Raw genomic sequence first — 20,055 nt, forward strand, 5'->3', positions numbered from 1 at the left:
CCCAACCTGCGGGTTGGTGAGGGGCGGGGCTTGTGCAGGTTGGGTTGAGCGCAGCGAAGCCCAACGGGGATGTGCGTGACTGGCGTTGGGCTTCGGCGCTTGGCGCCTCAACCCAACCTACGGTTCGCTGAGGCGCGGGGCTTGTGTAGGTTGGGTTGAGCGCAGGGAAGCCCAACAAGGCAATTGCGCTCATATCGTCACCAGCCCACGCACGCCTTCGGCTTCCATGGTCTCGCCACGGCCCTGCTGGATGATTTCGCCACGACTCATGACCAGATACTGGTCGGCCAGTTCGGCGGCGAAGTCGTAGAACTGCTCGACCAGCAGGATCGCCATGTCGCCACGCTCGGCCAGCTTGCGGATGACCACGCCGATTTCCTTGATCACCGAAGGCTGAATGCCTTCAGTTGGTTCGTCGAGAATCAGCAGGCGCGGCTGGCTGGCCAGTGCGCGGCCGATGGCCAGCTGTTGCTGCTGGCCGCCGGAGAGGTCGCCGCCGCGGCGCTGCTTCATCTCGCGCAGCACCGGGAACAGTTCATAGATGAATTCCGGCACAGCCTTGGCCTGTGAGCCGGGGAAGCGTGACAGGCCCATGAGCAGATTTTCCTCCACCGTCAGGCGGCCGAAGATTTCCCGCCCTTGCGGCACATAGGCAATGCCGGCCTGCACGCGCTGGTGCGGCTTGAACGAGGTGATCGGCCGATCCTCCCAGCGCACGCTGCCATCTTTGGCCGGGATCAGGCCCATCAGGCATTTGAGCAGGGTGGTCTTGCCCACGCCATTGCGCCCGAGCAGGCAGGTGACTTCGCCGACTTTGGCCTCGAATGACAGGCCGCGCAGAATGTGGCTGCCGCCGTAGTACTGGTGAAGCTGTTGGACTTGCAGCATGTTGGTGTCCTTGTTGTGTCGGTTCCTCTGGTGGAAAAGGCTGTGCCGTTTTCCACCCTACAGACTTGATTCTGTGCTGCCTGTTTCCCTCTCCCCCTGCCCCTCTCCCGCAAGCGGGAGAGGGGAGGCACGGCATCTAACCAGTCCCCTCGCCCATTTATGGGAGAGGGTTAGGGAGAGGGGCTTTTCAGCGGCCCAGATATACCTCGATCACCCGTTCATCGTTTTGCACCTGTTCCAGCGAACCCTCGGCCAGCACGCTGCCCTGATGCAGCACGGTGACGTGGTCGGCGATCGAGCCGACAAAGCCCATGTCGTGCTCGACCACCATCAGCGAGTGCTTGGGTACCAGCGACTTGAACAGCTCGGCGGTGAACTCGGTTTCGGCGTCGGTCATGCCCGCCACCGGCTCGTCGAGCAGCAGCAATTGCGGGTCCTGCACCAGCAGCATGCCGATCTCGAGGAACTGCTTCTGCCCGTGCGAGAGCAACCCTGCCGGTCGCTGGCGCGAACTGTCCAGGCGGATGGTCTGCAGCACTTCGTCGATGCGGTCTTTCTGTGTGCCGGAGAGCCGGGCGCGCAGGCTGGCCCACACCGATTTGTCGGTCTTGAGTGCCAGTTCAAGGTTCTCGAAAACGGTCAGCGCCTCGAACACTGTCGGCTTCTGGAACTTGCGACCGATGCCGGCCTGAGCGATCTGCACTTCGCTCATCTGCGTCAGGTCGAAGGTTTCACCGAAGTAGGCTACGCCGTTGTCCGGGCGCGTCTTGCCGGTAATCACGTCCATCATGGTGGTCTTGCCGGCGCCGTTGGGGCCGATGATGCAGCGCAGTTCACCGAGGCCGATGTACAGGGTCAGATGATTCAGCGCCTTGAAACCATCGAAGCTGACGTTGATGTCTTCCAGCGTGAGGATGGTGCCGTGGCGCACATCCAGCCCTTTACCGGAGGCGCTGCCCAAACCAATGGCATCGCGGTCGTGATCGGGCTTGGAGGCGTGGCCGAGCATGGCCTCGGGAATGGGGGCTGCTCTCATTGATCCTTGTCCTTCTTGATCAGGCCGATTACGCCTTTGGGTAGATAAAGCGTGACCAGAATGAACAGTGCGCCGAGCGCGAACAGCCAGTATTCGGGAAAGGCTACGGTGAACCAGCTCTTCATGCCATTCACCAGCCCGGCGCCGAGCAGCGGGCCGATCAGCGTGCCGCGCCCGCCGAGGGCGACCCAGACGGCGGCCTCGATGGAGTTGGTTGGCGACATTTCGCTGGGGTTGATGATGCCCACCAGCGGCACATACAGCGCGCCGGCCAGACCGCACAAAACAGCACTGAGCACCCAGATAAACAGCTTGTAGCCGCGCGGGTCATAGCCGCAGAACATCAGGCGATTTTCCGCATCACGCAGGGCGGTGAGTACCCGGCCGAATTTGCTGCGTGCCAGCCGGAAACCCAGATACAGGCTGCCGGCCAGCAACAGCACGGTACAGAGGAACAGTACGGCACGGGTGCCCGGTGCGGTGATGTCGAAGCCCAGCAGGCTGCGGAAGTTGGTAAAGCCGTTGTTGCCGCCGAAGCCGGTTTCGTTGCGGAAGAACAGCAGCATGCCGGCGAAGGTCAGCGCCTGGGTGATGATCGAGAAGTACACACCCTTGATCCGCGAACGGAAGGCGAAGAAGCCGAACACCAGCGCCAACAGACCGGGCGCCAGCACCACCAGACACATCGACCACAGAAAGCTGCTGGTGCCGTACCAGTACCAGGGCAGTTCGGTCCAGGACAGGAAAGTCATGAACGCCGGCAGGCCGTCGCCGGCGCTTTCACGCATCAGGTGCATGCCCATGGCGTAGCCGCCGAGGGCGAAGAACAGGCCGTGGCCGAGCGACAGCAAACCGGCGTAGCCCCAGACCAGATCGAGCGCCAGCGCGACGATGCAGTAGCAGAGGATCTTGCCGGCCAGCGTCAGGCTGTAGGCCGAGACGTGCAGCGCACTCTCTGCCGGCAGCAGGTGCAGCAGCGGCATGGCCAACAGCACGGCGAGGATCAGGCCGCCAACGGCGAGGCTGAGTTTCGGGCCGGCTTTTTGCGCCAGCGTGAGGGTCATAGGCTGGTTCATCAGTCGATCACCCGTCCTTTGAGTGCGAAGAGTCCTTGCGGGCGTTTCTGGATAAACAGAATGATCAGCGCGAGGATCAGGATCTTGCCCAGTACCGCGCCGATCTGCGGTTCCAGCAGCTTATTGGCGATACCCAGACCGAAGGCGGCCATCACGCTGCCGGCCAGCTGACCGACACCGCCGAGCACCACCACCAGAAAGGAGTCGATGATGTAGCTCTGGCCCAAATCCGGGCCGACGTTGCCGATCTGACTCAGGGCCACGCCACCAAGGCCGGCGATACCCGAGCCGAGGCCGAAGGCGAGCATGTCCACGCGGCCGGTCGGTACGCCGCAACAGGCGGCCATGTTGCGGTTCTGCGTGACGGCGCGCACGTTGAGGCCCAGGCGGGTCTTGTTCAGCAGCAGCCAGGTCAGCGCCACCACAAACAGCGCAAAAGCGATGATCACCATACGGCTGTAAGGCAGCACCAGATTGGGCAGTACCTGCACACCGCCGGACAGCCAGGCCGGGTTGGCCACTTCGACGTTCTGCGCACCGAACACCACCCGCACCAGCTGAATCAGGATCAGGCTGATGCCCCAGGTTGCCAGCAGGGTTTCCAGTGGCCGGCCGTAGAGGTGGCGGATCACCGTACGCTCCAGCGCCATACCGATGGCGGCGGTGACGAAGAACGCCACCGGCAGGGCCAGCAATGGATAGAAAGCGAGGTAGCCGGGGGCCAGTTTCTGCAGGCCGAGTTGCACCACGTAAGTGGTGTAGGCGCCGAGCATGAGCATCTCGCCATGGGCCATGTTGATTACGCCGAGCAGGCCGAAGGTGATGGCCAGACCCAATGCTGCCAGCAGCAGGATGCTGCCAAGGGAGAGGCCGCTGAACGCCTGACCAAGCAATTCACCAAACAACAGGCGGCGCTTCACTTGCGCGAGACTGGTTTCAGCGGCGGTACGTACCTGCGTATCGGTCTCCGTGTGGCCGTCGAGCAAGGTTTCCAGACGGGTGCGTGCCAGCGGTTCGCCGGTTTCGCCGAGCAGGCGCACGGCCGCTAAGCGCACGGCAGGGTCGGGATCCACCAGTTGCAGGTTGGCCAGCGCCAGACTCAGGGCGGTCTTTACCTGCGCATCGGTTTCACCGGCCAGCCGCTCGTTGAGCAGGGCCAGTTGTGCCGGGCGGGCAGTTTTCTGTAGTTGAATGGCGGCGCTCAGGCGCAGTTGCGGGTCCTCGGCGAGCAGTTGCTGGCTGGCCAGTGCGGTGGCGAGCAGGCCGCGCAGGCGGTTGTTCAGGCGCAGCTTTTTCGGTGTGCCGGCAGGTTCTGCATCGCCTTCGGCTGCCAGCCACTGGCCGTTGCCTTCGATAAATGCGGTTTTGTTGCGGTCAATGCCTAGCCGGCCTTGCAGCAGGGCATCCAGCAGTGGCTGGCGCGCGGGCTCAGGCCGGGCAGCCCAACTTTCCAGCAGCCGAGCCTGCAATGCCGGGTTGGCGGCGGCAAACTCGCCGGCATCGCCGGCGTGGCTGGTCATTGGCAGCAGGAGCGCCAGTGTCAGCAGAATTCGGGTCAAGACGGTGGGCATACGAATTTCCTTGGGGTACGCCGTAAATCCCCGCCCTGTTAATCACTCGGGCGGGGAGCACATCGTTGCGGTCAAACGCGGTCGTAGGTTGGGTCGAGGCATGGCCGAAGCCCAACGGGGAGGTCAGGTCGACCTTTACCATGGCGAAGTTGGGCTTCGCTGCGCTCAACCCAACCTACGTCACTTAGTTGGACTTCACCGCATGGTCAGGCTTCTTGTCGTTGCCTTCGATGTACGGACTCCAGGGCTGGGCGCGCACCGGACCGTCGGTTTGCCAGACCACGTTGAACTGACCGTCATCCTGGACTTCGCCGATCATTACCGGCTTCCACAGGTGGTGATTGGTCTTGTCCATGGTCAGGGTGTAACCGTCCGGTGCGGCAAAGGTCTGGCCGGCCATGGCTTCGCGAACCTTGTCGACGTCGGTGGTGCCGGCTTTCGCGACCGCCTGCGCCCACATGTTGATACCCACGTAGGTGGCTTCCATCGGGTCGTTGGTCACGGCGGTCTGGTAGTTCGGCAGGTTCTTGGCTTTGGCGTAGGCCTTCCAGGAGGAGACGAACTTCTCGTTCACCGGATTATCCAGCGACTGGAAGTAGTTCCACGCGGCCAGCTGGCCCACCAGCGGCTTGGTGTCGATGCCGCGCAGTTCCTCTTCGCCTACCGAGAAGGCCACCACCGGTACGTCGGTGGCTTCGATGCCCTGATTACCCAGTTCCTTGTAGAACGGCACGTTGGAGTCGCCATTCACGGTGGAGATCACTGCGGTCTTGCCGCCGGCGGAGAACTTCTTGATGTTGGCGACGATGGTCTGGTAATCGCTGTGACCGAACGGGGTATAGACCTCTTCGATGTCCTTGTCGGCTACGCCCTTGCTGTGCAGGAAGGCGCGCAGGATCTTGTTGGTGGTGCGCGGGTAGACGTAGTCGGTACCGAGCAGGAAGAAGCGCTTGGCGGCGCCGCCGTCTTCGCTCATCAGGTACTCGACCGCCGGGATGGCCTGCTGGTTTGGTGCGGCGCCGGTGTAGAACACATTCGGCGACATTTCTTCGCCTTCATACTGCACCGGGTAGAACAGCAGACCATTCAACTCTTCAAACACCGGCAGCACGGATTTGCGCGACACCGAGGTCCAGCAGCCGAAGACCACGTCGACCTTGTCCTGGGTCAGCAGCTGGCGCGCCTTCTCGGCAAACAGCGGCCAGTTGGACGCCGGATCGACGACCACGGCTTCAAGTTGCTTGCCGTTAACGCCACCTTTGGCGTTGATCTCGTCAATGGTCATCAACGCCATGTCTTTGAGCGATGTTTCCGAGATGGCCATGGTGCCGGACAGCGAATGCAGCACGCCGACCTTGATGGTTTCGGCGGCCTGCAGGCTGTACGGGAACAGGCCGGTCAGCACCAGGGCGCTGGCGGCGAGGGTGGTTTTCAGAAAGGGGCGGCGTTTCATGTGGTGGCCTCCTGGCGCTATTTCTGCGATGTGTTGTGCGGGACTGAGTTGCCCGACAGACAAATAGCGAAAAGCGCGCCAGTTTCAAAAAGGCCATGCAATACAAACAGATAGACATGATTGGCGTTGAGGAGAAACGCATCTTGCTTCGAACTGGTGCGGGGTTGGTCGCTTGTGGCGCTGGTGTGGGCCACTTTGAAGCAGGTGCGGGAAGTGAGGCGGGGACCGATTGCCAATCCGTTGAGAGTGTTCATATCTGCGCGATTCTGCCTGCGCTCGCAGTCGCACCTCCTGGCGGCCAGTGTTTATGCCTGCCGCGGCCCGCCTTGGCCCAATTGAGCAAACATCGATAAAACCACCCCGGCCAGTGCCAGCACCGCACCCGTCAGGGTAAACGGCCGGGCGACCATGTTCTGTGCCGGCTCCAGCAGGAAGGCCAGGCCGAGCACCGGCTGACTGAGCAACAACAGGGCGGACCCCGCCAGCTGGGTGCGCCGGCGCAACGCTACCGGTTGCCAGTAGGCCCCGGCGAGCAGGTTGAGCAGGCTGGCAAACAGCAGGTAGACGTGCGAGGCGCGGTACAGCATGCGCAGGCCGTCGAGTTCGCCGGTGAAGGCCGGCAAGATCTGGCTCATGTGCCGGCCGCTGGCGAGAAACAGGCCAAAGAACAGCAGGCCGCTGAGCAGGTGGGTTTTGCGCATAGTCGTTCTCCGTTCGGACTGACTCAGTCGGCCCAGCCGCGCGACACCCAGGTCAGCGCCTTCGGGCCTTGCAGGTAGCTGCTTTGCAGCTGGCGGATGGTGAAGCCGCCAGCGCTGATCAATGCCGCGATGTCACGGTTAAGGTGGCAACCGCCGACCAGCGATTTCCAGATCGGCGTGAGGCGATTCTGCCAGCGCACCACCGGCAGGTCCGGCGCCAGCCCGTGTTCGCTGAACAGCAACTTGCCGCCGGGCTTGAGTACGCGGCGCATTTCCGTGAGTGCGGCACCGGCATCCGGAATGGTGCACAGGGTGAAGGTGCAGACGATGCTGTCAAAGCTGGCATCCGCGGCCTGGATCTGCCCCAGCTCGAGGGCGATGGTCTGTAGCGGAATGCCGATTCTGGCTGCACGTTTGCGGGCCAGTTGCTGGGCTTGCGCGGCGGGATCGACACCGACGATTGCAGTGACTTGCGCCGGGTCATAGAGGCTCAGGTTGAGTCCGGTGCCGATGCCGATTTCCAGCACCCGGCCGCTGGCCAGGGGCACCACCTGGGCGCGGGTCTGCATCACCGCGTCCGTGCCGCAGGCGATGTCGAGCAAGCGCGGCAGCAGGTAACGTTCGTAGAGGGCCATGGGACTCCGGGCAGATTGCTGCAGGGTTGGGTGGTTGTGCGCCGGTTCAGGCACCGTCGCCGGGCTTGCCCAGGCCGCGCCAGTGCTTGCCGCCGAGCATGATGAAGCGCAGTTGCTCGGTGATCTTGGCGGCCGGGCGCAGGTGTTCCGGCAGGTTGCAGGCCGGCGGGTCGATCAGCTCCGGCAGGGTGGCGAACACCGCCTTGACCACCAGGTCGGCGAGCACGTCGACGGCTGCGGCATCCAGTTGCGGCATGCGGTTCATCAGGCGCAGGTCATTGCTCAGGTCGTCGGTGATGCGCTGGCGCAGTTCGCCCAGGGCCTGGCGCACCGCCTGCGAGCCGCCGTACTGCTCGCGTGCGAGAAACAGGAACTGGCCACGGTTGGCGGCGACGGCATCGAGGAAGATGCGCGTACTGGCCTCGATCAGGCCGCCGCGTTCGAATTCGTTCTGGCGCACGTTGCGGATGGTGGCGCGGAAGGTTTCCCCGACTTCGGCGACCAGTGCCAGGCCCAGTTCATCCATGTCGCGGAAGTGCCGGTAGAAGCCGGTCGGCACGATGCCGGCAAGGCGGGTGACTTCGCGCAGGCTCAGGCTGCCAAAGCCGCGGCCGCTGTCCATCAGGCTGCGCGCGGCTTCCATCAGGGCCTGGCGGGTCTGCTGTTTCTGCTGGCTGCGTGGCGACGACATGGGCTGGATCCGTGGGCGGGAGGCCACTGTAGCAAATGCGCTGCGCGGGCGTCGAACCACGGGCTTCCGGCAGGCGCAGACCTGTCCGGGGCGCCGTGACTTGGCTAAGCTGCTGCAGTTGCCCTCTGCCAGAAAGGATTGCCGATGAAAACCGTGACCAGGTGGTTTGCCGGGGTGTTGCTGCTGGTCTTGCTGGCGCTGGGCGGGCTGCTGGCGCTGAGCTGGGCGCCGGATCTGCCTTTGGCCGAGCTGAAGGCGCGCTGGGCGCCAGCGCCGTCGACCTTCATCGAGGTGCAGGGCATGTCCGTGCACGTGCGTGACGAGGGGCCGCGCGATGACCCGACGCCCTTGTTGCTGCTGCATGGGACTTCCTCCAGCCTGCACACCTGGGAGGGCTGGGCGGCTGCGCTGAAGGCCACGCACCGGGTGATCCGGGTCGACCTGCCGGGCTTCGGCCTGACCGGGCCGTTCCCCGATGGCGACTACCGCATGGCGCACTACAGCGCCTTCATCGCCGGACTGCTCGATGCGCTGCAGGTCGAGCGCGTGGTACTGGCCGGCAACAGCCTGGGCGGGCAGATCGCCTGGGAAACCGCGCTGGCCTGGCCGCAGCGGGTGTCGCGGCTGATCCTCGTCGATGCGGCAGGTTTCCCCATGCAGTCGACCTCGGTGCCGATCGGCTTTCGCATTGCGCGGATTCCCGAACTGGCCCCGCTGGTCGGCAAGATCCTGCCCAGGTCGATGATCGAGTCCAGCGTGCGCAACGTCTACGGCGACCCCGAGCGGGTCACCGCGCAGCTGGTCGAGCGCTACTACCAGTTGACCCTGCGCCCGGGCAATCGCCAGGCGCTGGTACAACGCTTCAGCCAGCGCGACGACCCGCGCCTGAATCAGCCGCGCATCAGCCGGCTGGGGCTGCCCACGCTGATCATCTGGGGCGGGCGTGACGGCCTGATCCCGCCGGAGCATGCGGCGCTGTTCCAAGCGGCGATCAAGGGCAGTGAGGTAAGCATGTTCGAGACGCTCGGGCATGTCCCGCAGGAAGAGGATGCCGCGGCGACGGTGGCGGTGGTCGAGGCGTTCCTGGGCCGCTAAGGCGCGCACCGGGCGCTGCTCAGGGGTGCCGGCCGGGCGCCTTGGTGCAGGTCCACTGCTTGTATTCGAAGGTGCTGACGACCACCAGCGCCAGGGCGAACGGCAGCAGCAGGTAGAGGCAGCGGAACACGATCAGCGCCGCCAGCACGTCGGCGGTGGCCAGTTCCGGCAGGGCGGCGATAAAGGTCACTTCCAGCACGCCGAGCCCGCCCGGCGCATGCGACAGCAGCGCCAGCGAGAACGAGGCGAGAAAGATCCCGAGGATGGTCAGGTAGCCCGGGTTGCCCGCTTCCGGCAGGGCGAAATAGATGATCGCGGCCGCACACAGCAGCTCCAGCGGGCCGGCCAGCAACTGGCGGCCGACCACCCGCAGGCGCGGGTATTCGATATGCAGCTTGCCCCGTGTCCACGGTTTGAAGTGGCGCCAGGCGCCCAGCACATACAGGCCAACCAGGGTCAGCAGGCCAAGGCCGATGACCACCGACAGCCAGGGGGTGATGTTGGCAACCCGCTGGATCAGGTCGGGCTTGATCAGCAGGACCACACCGCCGGCCAGCAGGGTGCCCAGGGCAAAGGTGAAGGAGCAGAACAGGATCACCACACCGATCTCGTGCGGCGTCAGGCCCTTGCTGCGATAGGCGCGGTAGCGCACCAGCGCGCCGGAAAACACCGAGGCGCCAATGTTGTGCGCCAGGGCGTAGGTGGTGAACGAGCAGAGGGTGATGAACCACCAGGAAATCTTCTTGCCCAGATGGTCGAGGGCGATGCGGTCATACCAGGCCAGTGCGGTATAGGCGCCGGCGGTGGCCAGGGCTGCCAGCAGCCAGCTGTGCAGGTTGATCGCCTGCAGGCTGCCGGCAATTTCCGCCAGCGAGATGCCGCGAACTTCCTGGTACAGCAGCCAGCAGGAGAACACCACCGCGCCGATACCGATCATCGACCAGGCGATGTCGCGCTTGCTCATCATTGCCCGAGGCTCCGGGTAGCCCGGCGGGATGGTTGGGAAGAGTGCGCTGGCTGTGGCAAAGAGGAAGAACCTTGTGGGCGGGCTGGAGGCCTGTCTTGTCGAAGTATTTTGGTAACCCGGGCCGGAGTATCGCGGATGCCGCGCGCTGTCTCAACCCTTAGGGCTGCATTGACGTTGCAGCGTATTTCAGAACAGCTGGCGACCAATTGACCCAGCGCAGGGGCGGCTGGCCTATTGGACATCCTTGGTCGCCTGCTGCAGGCGCAGGGTGCTTTGTGCATTGGCCTGCTCGACCTGCTGTTGCAGTTGCTGCATCTGTTGCTGGGCCTGTTTCGCCTGCTCCGCCTGCAGGCTGGCGACTGCCGCCGTTTCACCGGCCCCGCAGCCACCGAGGGCAAGCAGGCTGAGGAGGAGGATGTTGCTGGATGGGCGGCGCTGCATGGTGGTGGCCTCGGATTGAAGGGGGACGGCATCGGGGACTGCCCGTTACAGGCTCAGGTAGTTCTTCACCCCGGTGAAGATGATCTGCGCGGCCAGCGCACAGACGAACAGGCCCATCAGGCGGCTGACGATCTGCAGGCCCTGGTCGCCCATCACCCGCTCGAACAGGCTGGACAGATACAGCACCACGCCGACGGTGAGGCTGGCCAGGATGATCGCCAGGAGGGTGGTCAGGCGCTCATCCCAGCCGGCGTCACTGGCGCTCATCACCAGCAGGGCACCGATGGTTCCCGGGCCGACGGTCAGCGGAATGGTCAGGGGCACGATGGTGACATCCTGGTCGAGGTTTTCCTGCTGCACGGCCGGCTTGCCCTGGGCCATCGCCAGCGCGGAGATGAACAGCACGCTGCCGGCGCCGATGCGAAAGGCATCGATGGTGACGCCGAACACCAGGAAAATGCTGTTGCCGAACAGGTACAGCAGGGCGCTGGCGATCATCGAGCCGAGCGCGACCTTCCAGGCCAGGTACTTGCGTTCCTTGACGGTGTAGCCGCGGGTCAGGCTGATAAAGCAGGACAGCACGAAGAACGGGCTGTAGAGCACCAGCATTTTCAGGTACAGGCTGGACAGTTGGTAAATCATCGGGCCAGGCTCGGGTTGGCAGGGCTGGAGCAGCCCTGGCTACGCAGAGTTTAAGGGGGAATGCCCTCTCGGGTCTTGTGTTGCCGATTTTCCACCCGATCCGCCTGCTCGACCAGTTCGCGCAGCTGTGCCAGCTCCAGCGGTTTGCTCAGGTAGCCGTCCATGCCGGCCCTGCGCGCACGCAGCTTGTGCTCGGCCAGGGTGTGCGCGGTCAGGGCAATCACCCGGGTGCGCGGGCGCTTTTCCCGCTGCTCCCAGGCGCGCAGTTGTTCGGTGGCGCCGAAACCATCCAGCACCGGCATCTCGCAGTCCATCAGCACCAGGTCGTAGTGTTGTTGCTGCATGGCGAGCAGCGCCGCGGCACCGGTAGGCACGCAGTCGGGGCGGATATTCAGCTTGCCGAGCATGGCGCCGATCACCTTGAGGGAAATCGTACTGTCTTCGGCAACCAGCACCCGGAAGCCGGCGCTGACCCTGAAGGGTATTGCACTGGGCGGATGGCGCTGGCTCAGGGCGCTGCTCAAGGCGCTGCGCAGGGTCAGCCCGGCCACCGGCTTGGCCAGCACCCGGGTGATCCCGGCATCGCGCGTCAGCTGCTGGCTGGGCGTGGCGCAGAGGTCGGTGAGCATGAGGATCAGGATGTCCTTGTTCAGGTAGGGGTCCGCCTTGATGCTGGCCGCCAGCTGGGTGCCGTGCATGCCCGGCATGCGCTGGTCGAGCAGTACCACGTCGATATCCTCGCCGAGGTTGGCCCGGGTACGCAGCAGCGCCAGCGCCGCCGGGCCCGAGGCCGCCAAGCTGACCTGCATGCCCCAGCTGCTGCACTGTTCGCCGAGTACCTTGCGGCAGGTGGCGTTGTCGTCGACCACCAGCACGCGGATATCCTGCAGTAGTTCTGCCCCGAGGTCGCTGCCCGGAGTGCTGCTGGCACTTTCCAGCGGCAGGCTCAGCCACAGGCGGTTGCCCTGTTCGGGGCTGCTGTGCAGGCCGAATTCGCCCCCCATCAGGCGGATCAGCTGGCGGGTGATGATCAGCGCCAGGTGGCCGCTGAGCCGGCCTGGCGAGATGAAGTCTTCGCCATGCAGCTCGGCGCCGAGCAGCTGTTCCTGCTCGGTGCTGCTCAGTGCGTGACCGTTGTTGCGCAGGGTCAGGCGCAGGCGCGGCCGGGAGGCGGTGGTCTCGATCTCGCTGAGGAGGAAGATTTCCCCGCAGGCGGTCTGCTTGAAGGCATGTTCGAGCAGGCTCAGCAGGATCTGGCGGATGCGTGCCGGGTCGCTGCGCAGCAGGGACGGGACGTCCGGCTTGATCAGGCTGATCAGTTCGATACCCTGCTGCTGTGCCTGGCTGCGGAAAATCTCCAGGCAGTCATCCACCAGCGCCGGGTAGTCGAACTGATCACTGTCCAGCTCGATCATGCCGGACTCCAGCCGGGACACGTCGAGAATCTGGCCGAGCAGGTTCAGCAGCTCATTGCCGGCCTTGCGGATGGTTTGCGCGTAGTCGCGCTGGCGGCTGGACAGGGGCGTGTCGAGCAGCAGTTCGGCCATGCCCAGCACCCCGTTCATGGGGGTACGAATATCATGGCTGATCCGCGCGAGGAACTCGGTCTTGGCCTTGATCACCGCGCGACTGGCCGCGCGGGCGCGCGAAGAAAGAATGCTTTCGCCCAGCCGCAGCAATTGCTTATTGGTCAGGGCCAGGCTGTTGAGGATGCTGCACAGCAGTATTCCGCCCAGCAGCCAGTCGGTATGGGCCAGCAGGGAGAAGGGCGGAATGCCGAGGAAATAGCCAACCCCGCCAGCACTGATCAGCGTGGCCATTGCCCAGGAAATGCTCAGCATGCGGGCGGGCTGGTTGCCCTGCCGCCAGTGCCGGACGGAGACCAGCAGCAGGGTTGGCAAGCTCAGGCTGCCGAGCAGCAGGAGCAGGGCCGTGGTCTGCCGCGGCGGCAGCACAAACAGCAGCGGCAGGCACGCCGCCATGGCCAGCATCAGCCCGGCGAGCAGCCGCTGTGCCCAGGGGCGGGGCACTGGCCAGCGCAGGAAGCTGCGGGTAAAGCCTACGCTGGCAAACATGCCGAACAGGATGATCAGGCTGCCCAGCGGGCTTTGCAGCGGGCGCAGCAGCCGCAGCCAGTCCGGCAACATGCCCAGCAGGTGCATGGTGCCCAGCAGCAGCGCGGTCTGGCTCAGGGCCAGCCACAGCAGGGGCGCGTTGCGCTGGTAGCAGAAGCGGATCAGGTTGTAGAGCGCCATCATGGCCAGGGCGCCGAGCAGTGCGGCGAGCAGCACGGCACGCTGGTCATTGGCGATCAGCTGGCTGGCCGGGGCAAGCGCGATCATCGGGCGCAGGGTGTAGGGCGACGCAAGGCGCAGATACAGCGTCAGCGGCTGGCCGGATTGCGGCAGCGGCAGAAAGAAATCCCGCGCCGGGACCGGGCGCTGCTCCTGCGCCAGCTGGTTGCCGGTGTGCGAATGCGCAAGCAGGGTGCCGGCCTGCACGGCATACAGGTCCAGCGACGACAGAAAGGGGGCGACTACCTGCAGGTACTGCAGTTCGCTGGCGGCGCTGAACGGCAGGCGCAGCCACAAGGCGCTGTCGCCGCCGGCCGTGCGCACGCGGCTGCGTTCGACCGGCTGGAAGGCGCTGGCCAGACTGGCGCTGCGAATCTCGTTGAACTGCAGTTGCCCGTCCGGATCTTCGAGTGCCCACCAGCTCTCAGTTCCATCGGCTGCTTGCGCGGGGGCAGCCATGCCGAGCAGCAGGCCGGCGAGCATGACGCGGACAATCCGTTGCCACGGCACCATTGGAAATCCCTTTCGCAGTCAGATGCGCGAGTATAGCCGCGCGATCAGCCTGCCGAACACCGTCGCCGGGCCTGCGGCGTGCGCCTCGGCACACGCCGCAACGGGTCAGTCGCGCTCGCGGGCAATCGCGCGGTAGCCGATGTCCGTGCGGTAGAAGCAGCCGTTCCAGTGGATCTTTTCCGCCAGGCGATAGGCCTGTTGCTGGGCTTCGGAGACCGTGCGGCCGATGGCGGTGGCGCAGAGTACGCGGCCGCCGGCGGTGACCACCTGGCCGGCGGCATTCAGTGCGGTACCGGCATGGAACACCTTGCCGTCCAGCGCCGCGGCGGCGTCCAGGCCTTCGATCACTTCGCCCTTGGCGTAGTCACCCGGGTAGCCGCCGGCCGCCAGCACCACGCCCACCGTCGGGCGCGGGTCCCAGGTGGCCTCGACCTTGTCCAGCGCCTTGGCCAGGGCGGCCTCGACCAGCAGCACCAGGGAGCTTTCCAAGCGCACCATGATCGGCTGGGTTTCCGGGTCGCCGAAGCGGCAGTTGAACTCGATGACCTTGGGCTTGCCGGCCTTGTCGATCATCAGCCCGGCGTAGAGGAAGCCGGTGTAGACGTTGCCTTCGCTGGCCATGCCGCGCACGGTCGGGTAGATCACTTCGTCCATCACCCGCTGGTGCACCTCGGCAGTGACCACCGGGGCCGGCGAGTAGGCGCCCATGCCGCCGGTATTGGGGCCAGTGTCGCCGTCGCCGACGCGCTTGTGGTCCTGGCTGGTGGCCATCGGCAGCACGTGCTCGCCGTCGACCATGACGATGAAGCTGGCCTCTTCGCCGTCGAGGAATTCCTCGATCACCACGCGCGAGCCCGCCTCGCCGAAGGCATTGCCGGCGAGCATGTCGCGCACGGCGTCTTCGGCCTCGGCCAGGGTCATGGCAACGATCACGCCCTTGCCAGCGGCCAGGCCGTCGGCCTTGACCACGATCGGTGCGCCTTTCTCTCTGAGGTAGGCCAGCGCCGGCTCGACTTCGGTGAAGTTCTGGTAGTCGGCGGTGGGAATCTTGTGCCGGGCCAGGAAGTCCTTGGTGAAGGCCTTGGAGCCTTCCAGCTGGGCGGCGGCGGCGGTGGGGCCGAAGATGTCCAGCTGGCGCGCGCGGAACAGGTCGACCACGCCCGCAACCAGCGGCGCTTCCGGGCCGACGATGGTCAGCTGCACGTTCTTCTCGGCGAAGTCGGCCAGTTGCTCGATGGCCAGCACGTCGATGGCCACGTTCTCGCACTTGGCTTCGGTGGCGGTGCCGGCGTTGCCCGGGGCGACGAAGACCTTCTTGACGCGCTTGTCCTGCGCCACTTTCCAGGCCAGGGCGTGCTCGCGGCCGCCGCTGCCGATGATCAATACGTTCATGGGGTATCTCCTGACCGTAGCCCGGATGCAATCCGGGGCTTTTGAGTGGGGTGTTCCCGGATTTCATCCGGGCTACGACGCAAATCTTTCGGGCCGTGATGGAGCTGGTGGATGCTAGGCGCGGATGGCTTCGATAAGCGCAGTTGCCGACTGGCAATGAGCATTAGCGAAGTCGTCCGCAACAACGCAGACGCCTGCTACAGCGCGGCCATGCCAATCAATGACGGAAGTGGCGCATGCCGGTGAACACCATCGCGATTCCCGCCTCATCAGCGGCCGCAATGACTTCCGCATCGCGCATCGAGCCGCCCGGCTGGATCACCGCGGTGATGCCGTTGGCGGCGGCGTTGTCCAGGCCATCGCGGAACGGGAAGAACGCGTCGGAGGCCATTACCGAGCCGGCGACCTGCAGGCCGGCGTGCTCGGCCTTGATCGCGGCGATACGGGCGGAGTTGACGCGGCTCATCTGGCCGGCACCGACGCCGATGGTCTGGCGGTTCTTGGCGTAGACGATGGCGTTGGACTTGACGAACTTGGCCACCTTCCAGGCGAAGATCAGGTCATGGATTTCCTGCTCGCTTGGCGCGCGCTTAGTGACGATTTTCAGGTCTTCGGCCTTGATCATGCCGATGTCGCGACTCTGTACCAGCAGACCACCGTTGACGCGCTTGAAGTCCCAGGCCGCGCTGCGCTCGGCTGGCCACTCGCCGCATTCGAGCAGGCGCACGTTGGCTTTGGCGGCGACCACGGCACGAGCCTCGGCGCTGACTGTCGGCGCAATGATCACTTCGACGAACTGCCGGTCGACGATAGCCTGAGCAGTGGCAGCGTCCAGTTCACGGTTGAAGGCGATGATGCCGCCGAAGGCCGATTCGGTGTCGGTGGCGTAGGCCAGTTCGTAGGCCTGGCGAATGCCGCCTTCGCTGTCCAGGGCCACCGCGACACCGCACGGATTGGCGTGCTTGACGATCACGCAGGCCGGCTTGACGAAGCTCTTCACGCATTCCAGCGCGGCGTCGGTGTCGGCCACGTTGTTGAACGACAGTTCCTTGCCCTGCAGCTGCACGGCGGTGGACACGCTGGCTTCGCCTTTCTGGGCTTCCACGTAGAACGCCGCGCTCTGGTGCGGGTTCTCGCCGTAGCGCATTTCCTGCGCCTTGATGAACTGGCTGTTGAAGGTCTGCGGGAAGGTGCCGCGGGCTTCGGTGGTCAGGGTTTCGGCGGTCTGGTCGATGGTACCCAGGTAGTTGGCGATCATGCCGTCGTAGGCAGCGGTGTGCTCGAAGGCCTTGAGCATCAGGGCGAAGCGCTCGGCGTAGGTCAGGCCGCCGGCTTGCAGGCTGGCCAGCACGTTTCCGTAGTCGCTCGCGTTAACCACGATGGCCACGTCCTTGTGGTTCTTCGCCGCGCTGCGGACCATGGTCGGGCCGCCGATGTCGATGTTCTCGATGGCGTCCGGCAGGGTGCAGCCCGCCTTGGCCACGGTGGCGGCGAACGGGTAGAGGTTGACCGCGACCAGGTCGATCGGCTGGATGCCGTGCTCGCGCATGATGCCGTCATCGATGCCGCGCCGGCCGAGGATGCCGCCGTGGATTTTCGGGTGCAGGGTCTTCACCCGGCCGTCCATCATTTCCGCGAAGCCGGTGTAGTCGGCCACTTCGATTGCCGGCACGCCGTTGTCCCGGAGCAGCTTGAAGGTGCCGCCGGTGGAGAGAATCTCCACGCCGAGGGTGGTCAATTCGCGGGCGAACTCGAGGATGCCGGTCTTGTCGGAAACGCTGATCAGCGCGCGACGGACAGCTTTGCGGGTGGTCTGGTCGGTCATGTCAAAGTCCATCAGAGCTTGGGAATCAGAGCAAAAAGGGCGGCTCGCAGATCCGCGCCGCCCTGTTCGCCGGGAAAGGATTTACAGCAGGTCGTATTGCTTGAGTTTCTTGCGCAGGGTGCCTCGATTCAGGCCGAGCATTTCCGAGGCCTTGGTCTGGTTGCCCTTGACGAAATTCATCACGCTTTCCAGCAGCGGCGCCTCGACTTCAGACAGCACAAGGTTGTACAGGTCGGAAACGGACGCTCCCTCCAGGTTGGCAAAGTAGTCGTGCAGCGATTTGACCACGCTCCCGCGCAGGGTCTGGCCTTCGTTGCCGCTGGTTGCCATGTGCTGTTTCAGATCCAGATCGTCGCTCACCGGTGTAGCCCCATCAAAAGTATTCTTGTCGATCATTTTTTCGGCAGTCGTCAGGCGACCACCTTTTGTTTTTGGTTGTTCTAGGCGAGGAAAAACTGCCGGATGCTGGCGGTTTGTGCCTCGGATGTTTCCAGTTGGTTGAAGGCCGCCTTGAATTCGCGCGCGCCCGGCAGGGTCGCGAGGTACCAGCCGACATGCTTGCGGGCGATCCGCACGCCCATGATCTCGCCATAGAAGCCGTGCAGTGCGGCCAGGTGCTCAAGCAGGATGCGTTCCACTTCTTTGATGCACAGCGCCGGCAGGCGCTTGCCATGCTCCAGGAAATACGCGATTTCGCGGAAGATCCAGGGCCGGCCCTGGGCGGCGCGACCGATCAGCAGGCCGTCGGCGCCGGTGTGGCGCAACACGTCGCGGGCTTTTTCCGGCGAGCTGATGTCGCCGTTGGCGAACACCGGGATGTCGATGGCCTGCTTGATGGCGGCGATGGTGTCGTATTCGGCTTCCCCGGTGTACAGGTCGCTGCGGGTCCGGCCGTGCACGGCCAGGGCCTGGATGCCCGACTCTTCGGCGATCCGCGCAATGATCAGGCCATTGCGGTTCTGCCGGTCCCAGCCGGTGCGGATTTTCAGGGTGACCGGCACACTCACTGCGGCGACCACGGCCTGGAGAATTTCCGCGACCAGTCGCTCGTCCTTCAGCAGGGCCGAGCCGGCGGCCTTGTTGCAGACTTTCTTGGCCGGGCAACCCATGTTGATGTCGATGATCTGGGCACCCAGCGCCACATTGGCCTTGGCGGCTTCGGCGAGCATCTGTGCATCGCCACCGGCGATCTGCACCGAGCGCGGCTCGGCGTCACCGGCATGCACCAGGCGCAGGCGCGACTTGCGGCTGTTCCACAGGCGCATATCGCTGCTGAGCATTTCCGAAACCACCATGCCCGCACCCATGCGCCGGCACAGCTGGCGGAAGGGTTGGTCGGTGACCCCCGCCATCGGTGCGAGGATCAGCTGGTTGGGCAGTGTGTAAGGGCCAATCTGTACCGCCGACATGAATCTTCCCTGCCTGTTCGGCCTGGTTTCGAAGTAATTGGAGAGCGGAAAAGGGAGGCGATGATACCCGTTCGGCAAGTCGGGATAAAGACTGCGCTGGATAAAATATGATCAATTGGCCGATTTGTCCGGCTTGCCCGGGCTCGTCTGACCTGTCCGTCGGGTGCCTGCCAGCAGGGCCGCCGCGATTACTCGGGCGACTTGAAATCGAGGCTGTAATTGACTGCCTGCGGACCCGGATCGAGGATGTCCAGGGAGATGTGGATCGGTGTCTGTGGCGGCATTTCGTCCTGGCCGGCGAGTTCTCCGGAGAGGTACTCGCTGGGCTTGAAGCGGCGGTTGGCGAGCAGCTGGTTGTTCAGGTCGGAGAAGCGCAGTTCGAGCAGCGGGAAGGGTTGGGCGAAACTGGCGCGGTTGTAGATGATCGCGTCAACCACCAGTGCGCCGGCGAAATCCGGGTGGCTGCGGACCACCAGGTTGCTGCTTTTGATCAGGCTGACATCCACCTTGGTTGGCAGCGTGCAGCCCAGTTGCAGGCAGGCCGCTGCGAACCAGGGGCGGTACTTGTCCTGACGGGCCAGTTCGTCGAAATGATAGAGCGTGTACTGCCCCAGCAGCGCGCCGGCGGCGAGCAAGCTCAGCAGGCCCCAGCCCAGCCAGCGGCCCCATGGCTTGCGCGGGGCTTGCCATTCCAGATGCAGGGGGTCGTCGCTGAGTTCGAACAGATTCTGCTGGCGGCGAAAAGTGGAGGCGGCGCGCGACTCGGAATCGGTGATGGTCAGCTCGATCTCTTCGACGGCCGCCGCGGTGGCTGGCGGCTCGGCATCTTCCGCCGGCGCTGTCTGCTCAGGCGTGGGCTCGGCTGGAGCCGGCTCGGCAAGCGCCGGTTCGCGCCTCTGCGTCGCTGCTGCGCTGGGTGCGACGGCGGCGGGCTGGCTGCGAACTGGCTGGGCTGACTCTTCGCTGTGGCGTGCGGCGTGGTGTTCTTGCTCCGGCGCTGCCACGGCAGCGGGCGCTGCGAGCGTCAAGCTGGCCTGCTCCAGTTGCTGTTCCAGTTCCTCCAGGCGCGCCAGTTCTTCATCGAGGTCCAGGCTGTCAAGGTCCAGGCTGTCGAGATCCAGGTCGTCGTGAATCCTGACGTGGTCCAGCGGATCCTGGCGCGCCACCTTCGCTCCCCGTTCGACAACGCTGCCGGCGGGCCGTTGCGGCACACTGCCTGCCGTGGCTGCAGTGCTGGCGCCAGCGGGCTGGTTCAGCAGGTGCTGGTGGGCATTGAACACATGCAGGCAGGCACCACAGCGAACAGCGCCATGTGCCGCGCCCAGCTGGCTGGAGCTGACGCGAAAACTGGTACGGCAATGCGGGCACTGGGTGACGAAGCTGTCGGTCATGCGGGGATCCGTGCAAAACAAGGCGCTAGAGGCCT

18 protein-coding genes are annotated in these 20,055 nt (G+C 64.8%); 1 reads left to right on the top strand and 17 read right to left on the bottom strand.

Annotated features, from left to right (window positions below; translation table 11 throughout):
• Positions 1-189: 189 nt before the first annotated feature.
• The 8 genes from urtE to ISX93_RS13310 form a co-directional block, all read right to left on the bottom strand.
• On the bottom strand, positions 190-888 hold the full coding sequence (gene urtE / locus ISX93_RS13275; RefSeq protein WP_195779208.1) for an urea ABC transporter ATP-binding subunit UrtE: 699 nt from the start codon (positions 886-888) through the stop codon (positions 190-192).
• 187 nt (positions 889-1,075) lie between these two features.
• Positions 1,076-1,924 carry an urea ABC transporter ATP-binding protein UrtD gene (gene urtD / locus ISX93_RS13280; protein WP_195779209.1) on the bottom strand — a complete coding sequence of 283 codons (849 nt, stop codon included), beginning with the start codon at positions 1,922-1,924 and terminating at the stop codon, positions 1,076-1,078.
• Positions 1,921-3,000, bottom strand: a complete 1,080-nt coding sequence (urtC, locus tag ISX93_RS13285; protein ID WP_195779210.1) for an urea ABC transporter permease subunit UrtC — start codon at positions 2,998-3,000, stop codon at positions 1,921-1,923. The genes urtD and urtC overlap by 4 nt, the downstream gene beginning before the upstream one ends.
• On the bottom strand, positions 3,000-4,571 hold the full coding sequence (urtB, locus tag ISX93_RS13290; protein WP_195779211.1) for an urea ABC transporter permease subunit UrtB: 1,572 nt from the start codon (positions 4,569-4,571) through the stop codon (positions 3,000-3,002). Before urtB ends, urtC begins: the two co-directional genes overlap by 1 nt.
• Before the next feature lie 184 nt (positions 4,572-4,755).
• Positions 4,756-6,024, bottom strand: coding sequence for an urea ABC transporter substrate-binding protein (urtA, locus tag ISX93_RS13295; protein WP_195779212.1), 1,269 nt, complete (start codon positions 6,022-6,024; stop codon positions 4,756-4,758).
• A gap of 305 nt (positions 6,025-6,329) precedes the next feature.
• Positions 6,330-6,725 (bottom strand): hypothetical protein, encoded by a 396-nt coding sequence (locus tag ISX93_RS13300; RefSeq protein WP_195779213.1) that lies wholly within the window; start codon positions 6,723-6,725, stop codon positions 6,330-6,332.
• Between the two features lie 23 nt (positions 6,726-6,748).
• Complete coding sequence (locus ISX93_RS13305) at positions 6,749-7,360, bottom strand: class I SAM-dependent methyltransferase (protein WP_195779214.1); 612 nt, start codon at positions 7,358-7,360, stop codon at positions 6,749-6,751.
• A 46-nt stretch (positions 7,361-7,406) separates the two neighbouring features.
• A complete protein-coding gene (locus tag ISX93_RS13310) occupies positions 7,407-8,051 on the bottom strand; it encodes a TetR family transcriptional regulator (RefSeq protein ID WP_195779215.1) in 645 nt (214 codons plus the stop codon).
• A 144-nt stretch (positions 8,052-8,195) separates the two neighbouring features.
• Between ISX93_RS13310 and ISX93_RS13315 the strand changes: the two genes are divergently transcribed.
• A complete protein-coding gene (locus ISX93_RS13315) occupies positions 8,196-9,146 on the top strand; it encodes an alpha/beta fold hydrolase (protein WP_195779216.1) in 951 nt (316 codons plus the stop codon).
• A gap of 19 nt (positions 9,147-9,165) precedes the next feature.
• On the opposite strand, the gene ISX93_RS13320 is transcribed toward ISX93_RS13315, so the two are convergent.
• The 9 genes from ISX93_RS13320 to ISX93_RS13360 form a co-directional block, all read right to left on the bottom strand.
• A complete protein-coding gene (locus ISX93_RS13320; protein ID WP_195779217.1) occupies positions 9,166-10,113 on the bottom strand; it encodes a lysylphosphatidylglycerol synthase transmembrane domain-containing protein in 948 nt (315 codons plus the stop codon).
• Positions 10,114-10,344: 231 nt separating this feature from the next.
• The gene (locus tag ISX93_RS13325) at positions 10,345-10,554 is read right to left on the bottom strand and encodes a hypothetical protein (RefSeq protein ID WP_195779218.1); all 210 of its coding nucleotides are present in this window, start codon (positions 10,552-10,554) and stop codon (positions 10,345-10,347) included.
• A 45-nt stretch (positions 10,555-10,599) separates the two neighbouring features.
• Entirely contained in the window at positions 10,600-11,196 is a 597-nt protein-coding gene (locus ISX93_RS13330) for a MarC family protein (protein ID WP_195779219.1), read from the bottom strand.
• A gap of 50 nt (positions 11,197-11,246) precedes the next feature.
• Positions 11,247-14,003: a hybrid sensor histidine kinase/response regulator gene (locus ISX93_RS13335; protein ID WP_229732200.1), complete on the bottom strand. Its 2,757-nt coding sequence runs from the start codon at positions 14,001-14,003 to the stop codon at positions 11,247-11,249.
• A gap of 105 nt (positions 14,004-14,108) precedes the next feature.
• A complete protein-coding gene (gene purD, locus ISX93_RS13340; protein WP_195779220.1) occupies positions 14,109-15,395 on the bottom strand; it encodes a phosphoribosylamine--glycine ligase in 1,287 nt (428 codons plus the stop codon).
• Positions 15,396-15,612: 217 nt separating this feature from the next.
• Entirely contained in the window at positions 15,613-17,220 is a 1,608-nt protein-coding gene (gene purH, locus ISX93_RS13345; protein ID WP_195779221.1) for a bifunctional phosphoribosylaminoimidazolecarboxamide formyltransferase/IMP cyclohydrolase, read from the bottom strand.
• Positions 17,221-17,301: 81 nt separating this feature from the next.
• Positions 17,302-17,616, bottom strand: coding sequence for a DNA-binding transcriptional regulator Fis (gene fis, locus ISX93_RS13350; RefSeq protein WP_195779222.1), 315 nt, complete (start codon positions 17,614-17,616; stop codon positions 17,302-17,304).
• Positions 17,617-17,660: 44 nt separating this feature from the next.
• On the bottom strand, positions 17,661-18,629 hold the full coding sequence (gene dusB / locus ISX93_RS13355) for a tRNA dihydrouridine synthase DusB (protein ID WP_195779223.1): 969 nt from the start codon (positions 18,627-18,629) through the stop codon (positions 17,661-17,663).
• A gap of 188 nt (positions 18,630-18,817) precedes the next feature.
• Positions 18,818-20,020 carry a DUF3426 domain-containing protein gene (locus ISX93_RS13360; RefSeq protein WP_195779224.1) on the bottom strand — a complete coding sequence of 401 codons (1,203 nt, stop codon included), beginning with the start codon at positions 20,018-20,020 and terminating at the stop codon, positions 18,818-18,820.
• Positions 20,021-20,055: the final 35 nt, after the last annotated feature.

This window comes from Pseudomonas sp. N040, assembly GCF_015637705.1.
Taxonomy (GTDB): domain Bacteria; phylum Pseudomonadota; class Gammaproteobacteria; order Pseudomonadales; family Pseudomonadaceae; genus Aquipseudomonas.

Coding starts and splice junctions, on each gene's coding strand:
- fis (WP_195779222.1), bottom strand. CDS start 17,616: ATGATCGACAAGAATACTTTTGATGGGGCTACACCGGTGAGCGACGAT.
- urtD (WP_195779209.1), bottom strand. CDS start 1,924: ATGAGAGCAGCCCCCATTCCCGAGGCCATGCTCGGCCACGCCTCCAAG.
- ISX93_RS13310 (WP_195779215.1), bottom strand. CDS start 8,051: ATGTCGTCGCCACGCAGCCAGCAGAAACAGCAGACCCGCCAGGCCCTG.
- purH (WP_195779221.1), bottom strand. CDS start 17,220: ATGACCGACCAGACCACCCGCAAAGCTGTCCGTCGCGCGCTGATCAGC.
- ISX93_RS13320 (WP_195779217.1), bottom strand. CDS start 10,113: ATGATGAGCAAGCGCGACATCGCCTGGTCGATGATCGGTATCGGCGCG.
- urtB (WP_195779211.1), bottom strand. CDS start 4,571: ATGCCCACCGTCTTGACCCGAATTCTGCTGACACTGGCGCTCCTGCTG.
- purD (WP_195779220.1), bottom strand. CDS start 15,395: ATGAACGTATTGATCATCGGCAGCGGCGGCCGCGAGCACGCCCTGGCC.
- ISX93_RS13315 (WP_195779216.1), top strand. CDS start 8,196: ATGAAAACCGTGACCAGGTGGTTTGCCGGGGTGTTGCTGCTGGTCTTG.
- urtC (WP_195779210.1), bottom strand. CDS start 3,000: ATGAACCAGCCTATGACCCTCACGCTGGCGCAAAAAGCCGGCCCGAAA.
- ISX93_RS13330 (WP_195779219.1), bottom strand. CDS start 11,196: ATGATTTACCAACTGTCCAGCCTGTACCTGAAAATGCTGGTGCTCTAC.
- urtE (WP_195779208.1), bottom strand. CDS start 888: ATGCTGCAAGTCCAACAGCTTCACCAGTACTACGGCGGCAGCCACATT.
- ISX93_RS13360 (WP_195779224.1), bottom strand. CDS start 20,020: ATGACCGACAGCTTCGTCACCCAGTGCCCGCATTGCCGTACCAGTTTT.
- ISX93_RS13335 (WP_229732200.1), bottom strand. CDS start 14,003: ATGGTGCCGTGGCAACGGATTGTCCGCGTCATGCTCGCCGGCCTGCTG.
- dusB (WP_195779223.1), bottom strand. CDS start 18,629: ATGTCGGCGGTACAGATTGGCCCTTACACACTGCCCAACCAGCTGATC.
- ISX93_RS13305 (WP_195779214.1), bottom strand. CDS start 7,360: ATGGCCCTCTACGAACGTTACCTGCTGCCGCGCTTGCTCGACATCGCC.
- ISX93_RS13300 (WP_195779213.1), bottom strand. CDS start 6,725: ATGCGCAAAACCCACCTGCTCAGCGGCCTGCTGTTCTTTGGCCTGTTT.
- urtA (WP_195779212.1), bottom strand. CDS start 6,024: ATGAAACGCCGCCCCTTTCTGAAAACCACCCTCGCCGCCAGCGCCCTG.
- ISX93_RS13325 (WP_195779218.1), bottom strand. CDS start 10,554: ATGCAGCGCCGCCCATCCAGCAACATCCTCCTCCTCAGCCTGCTTGCC.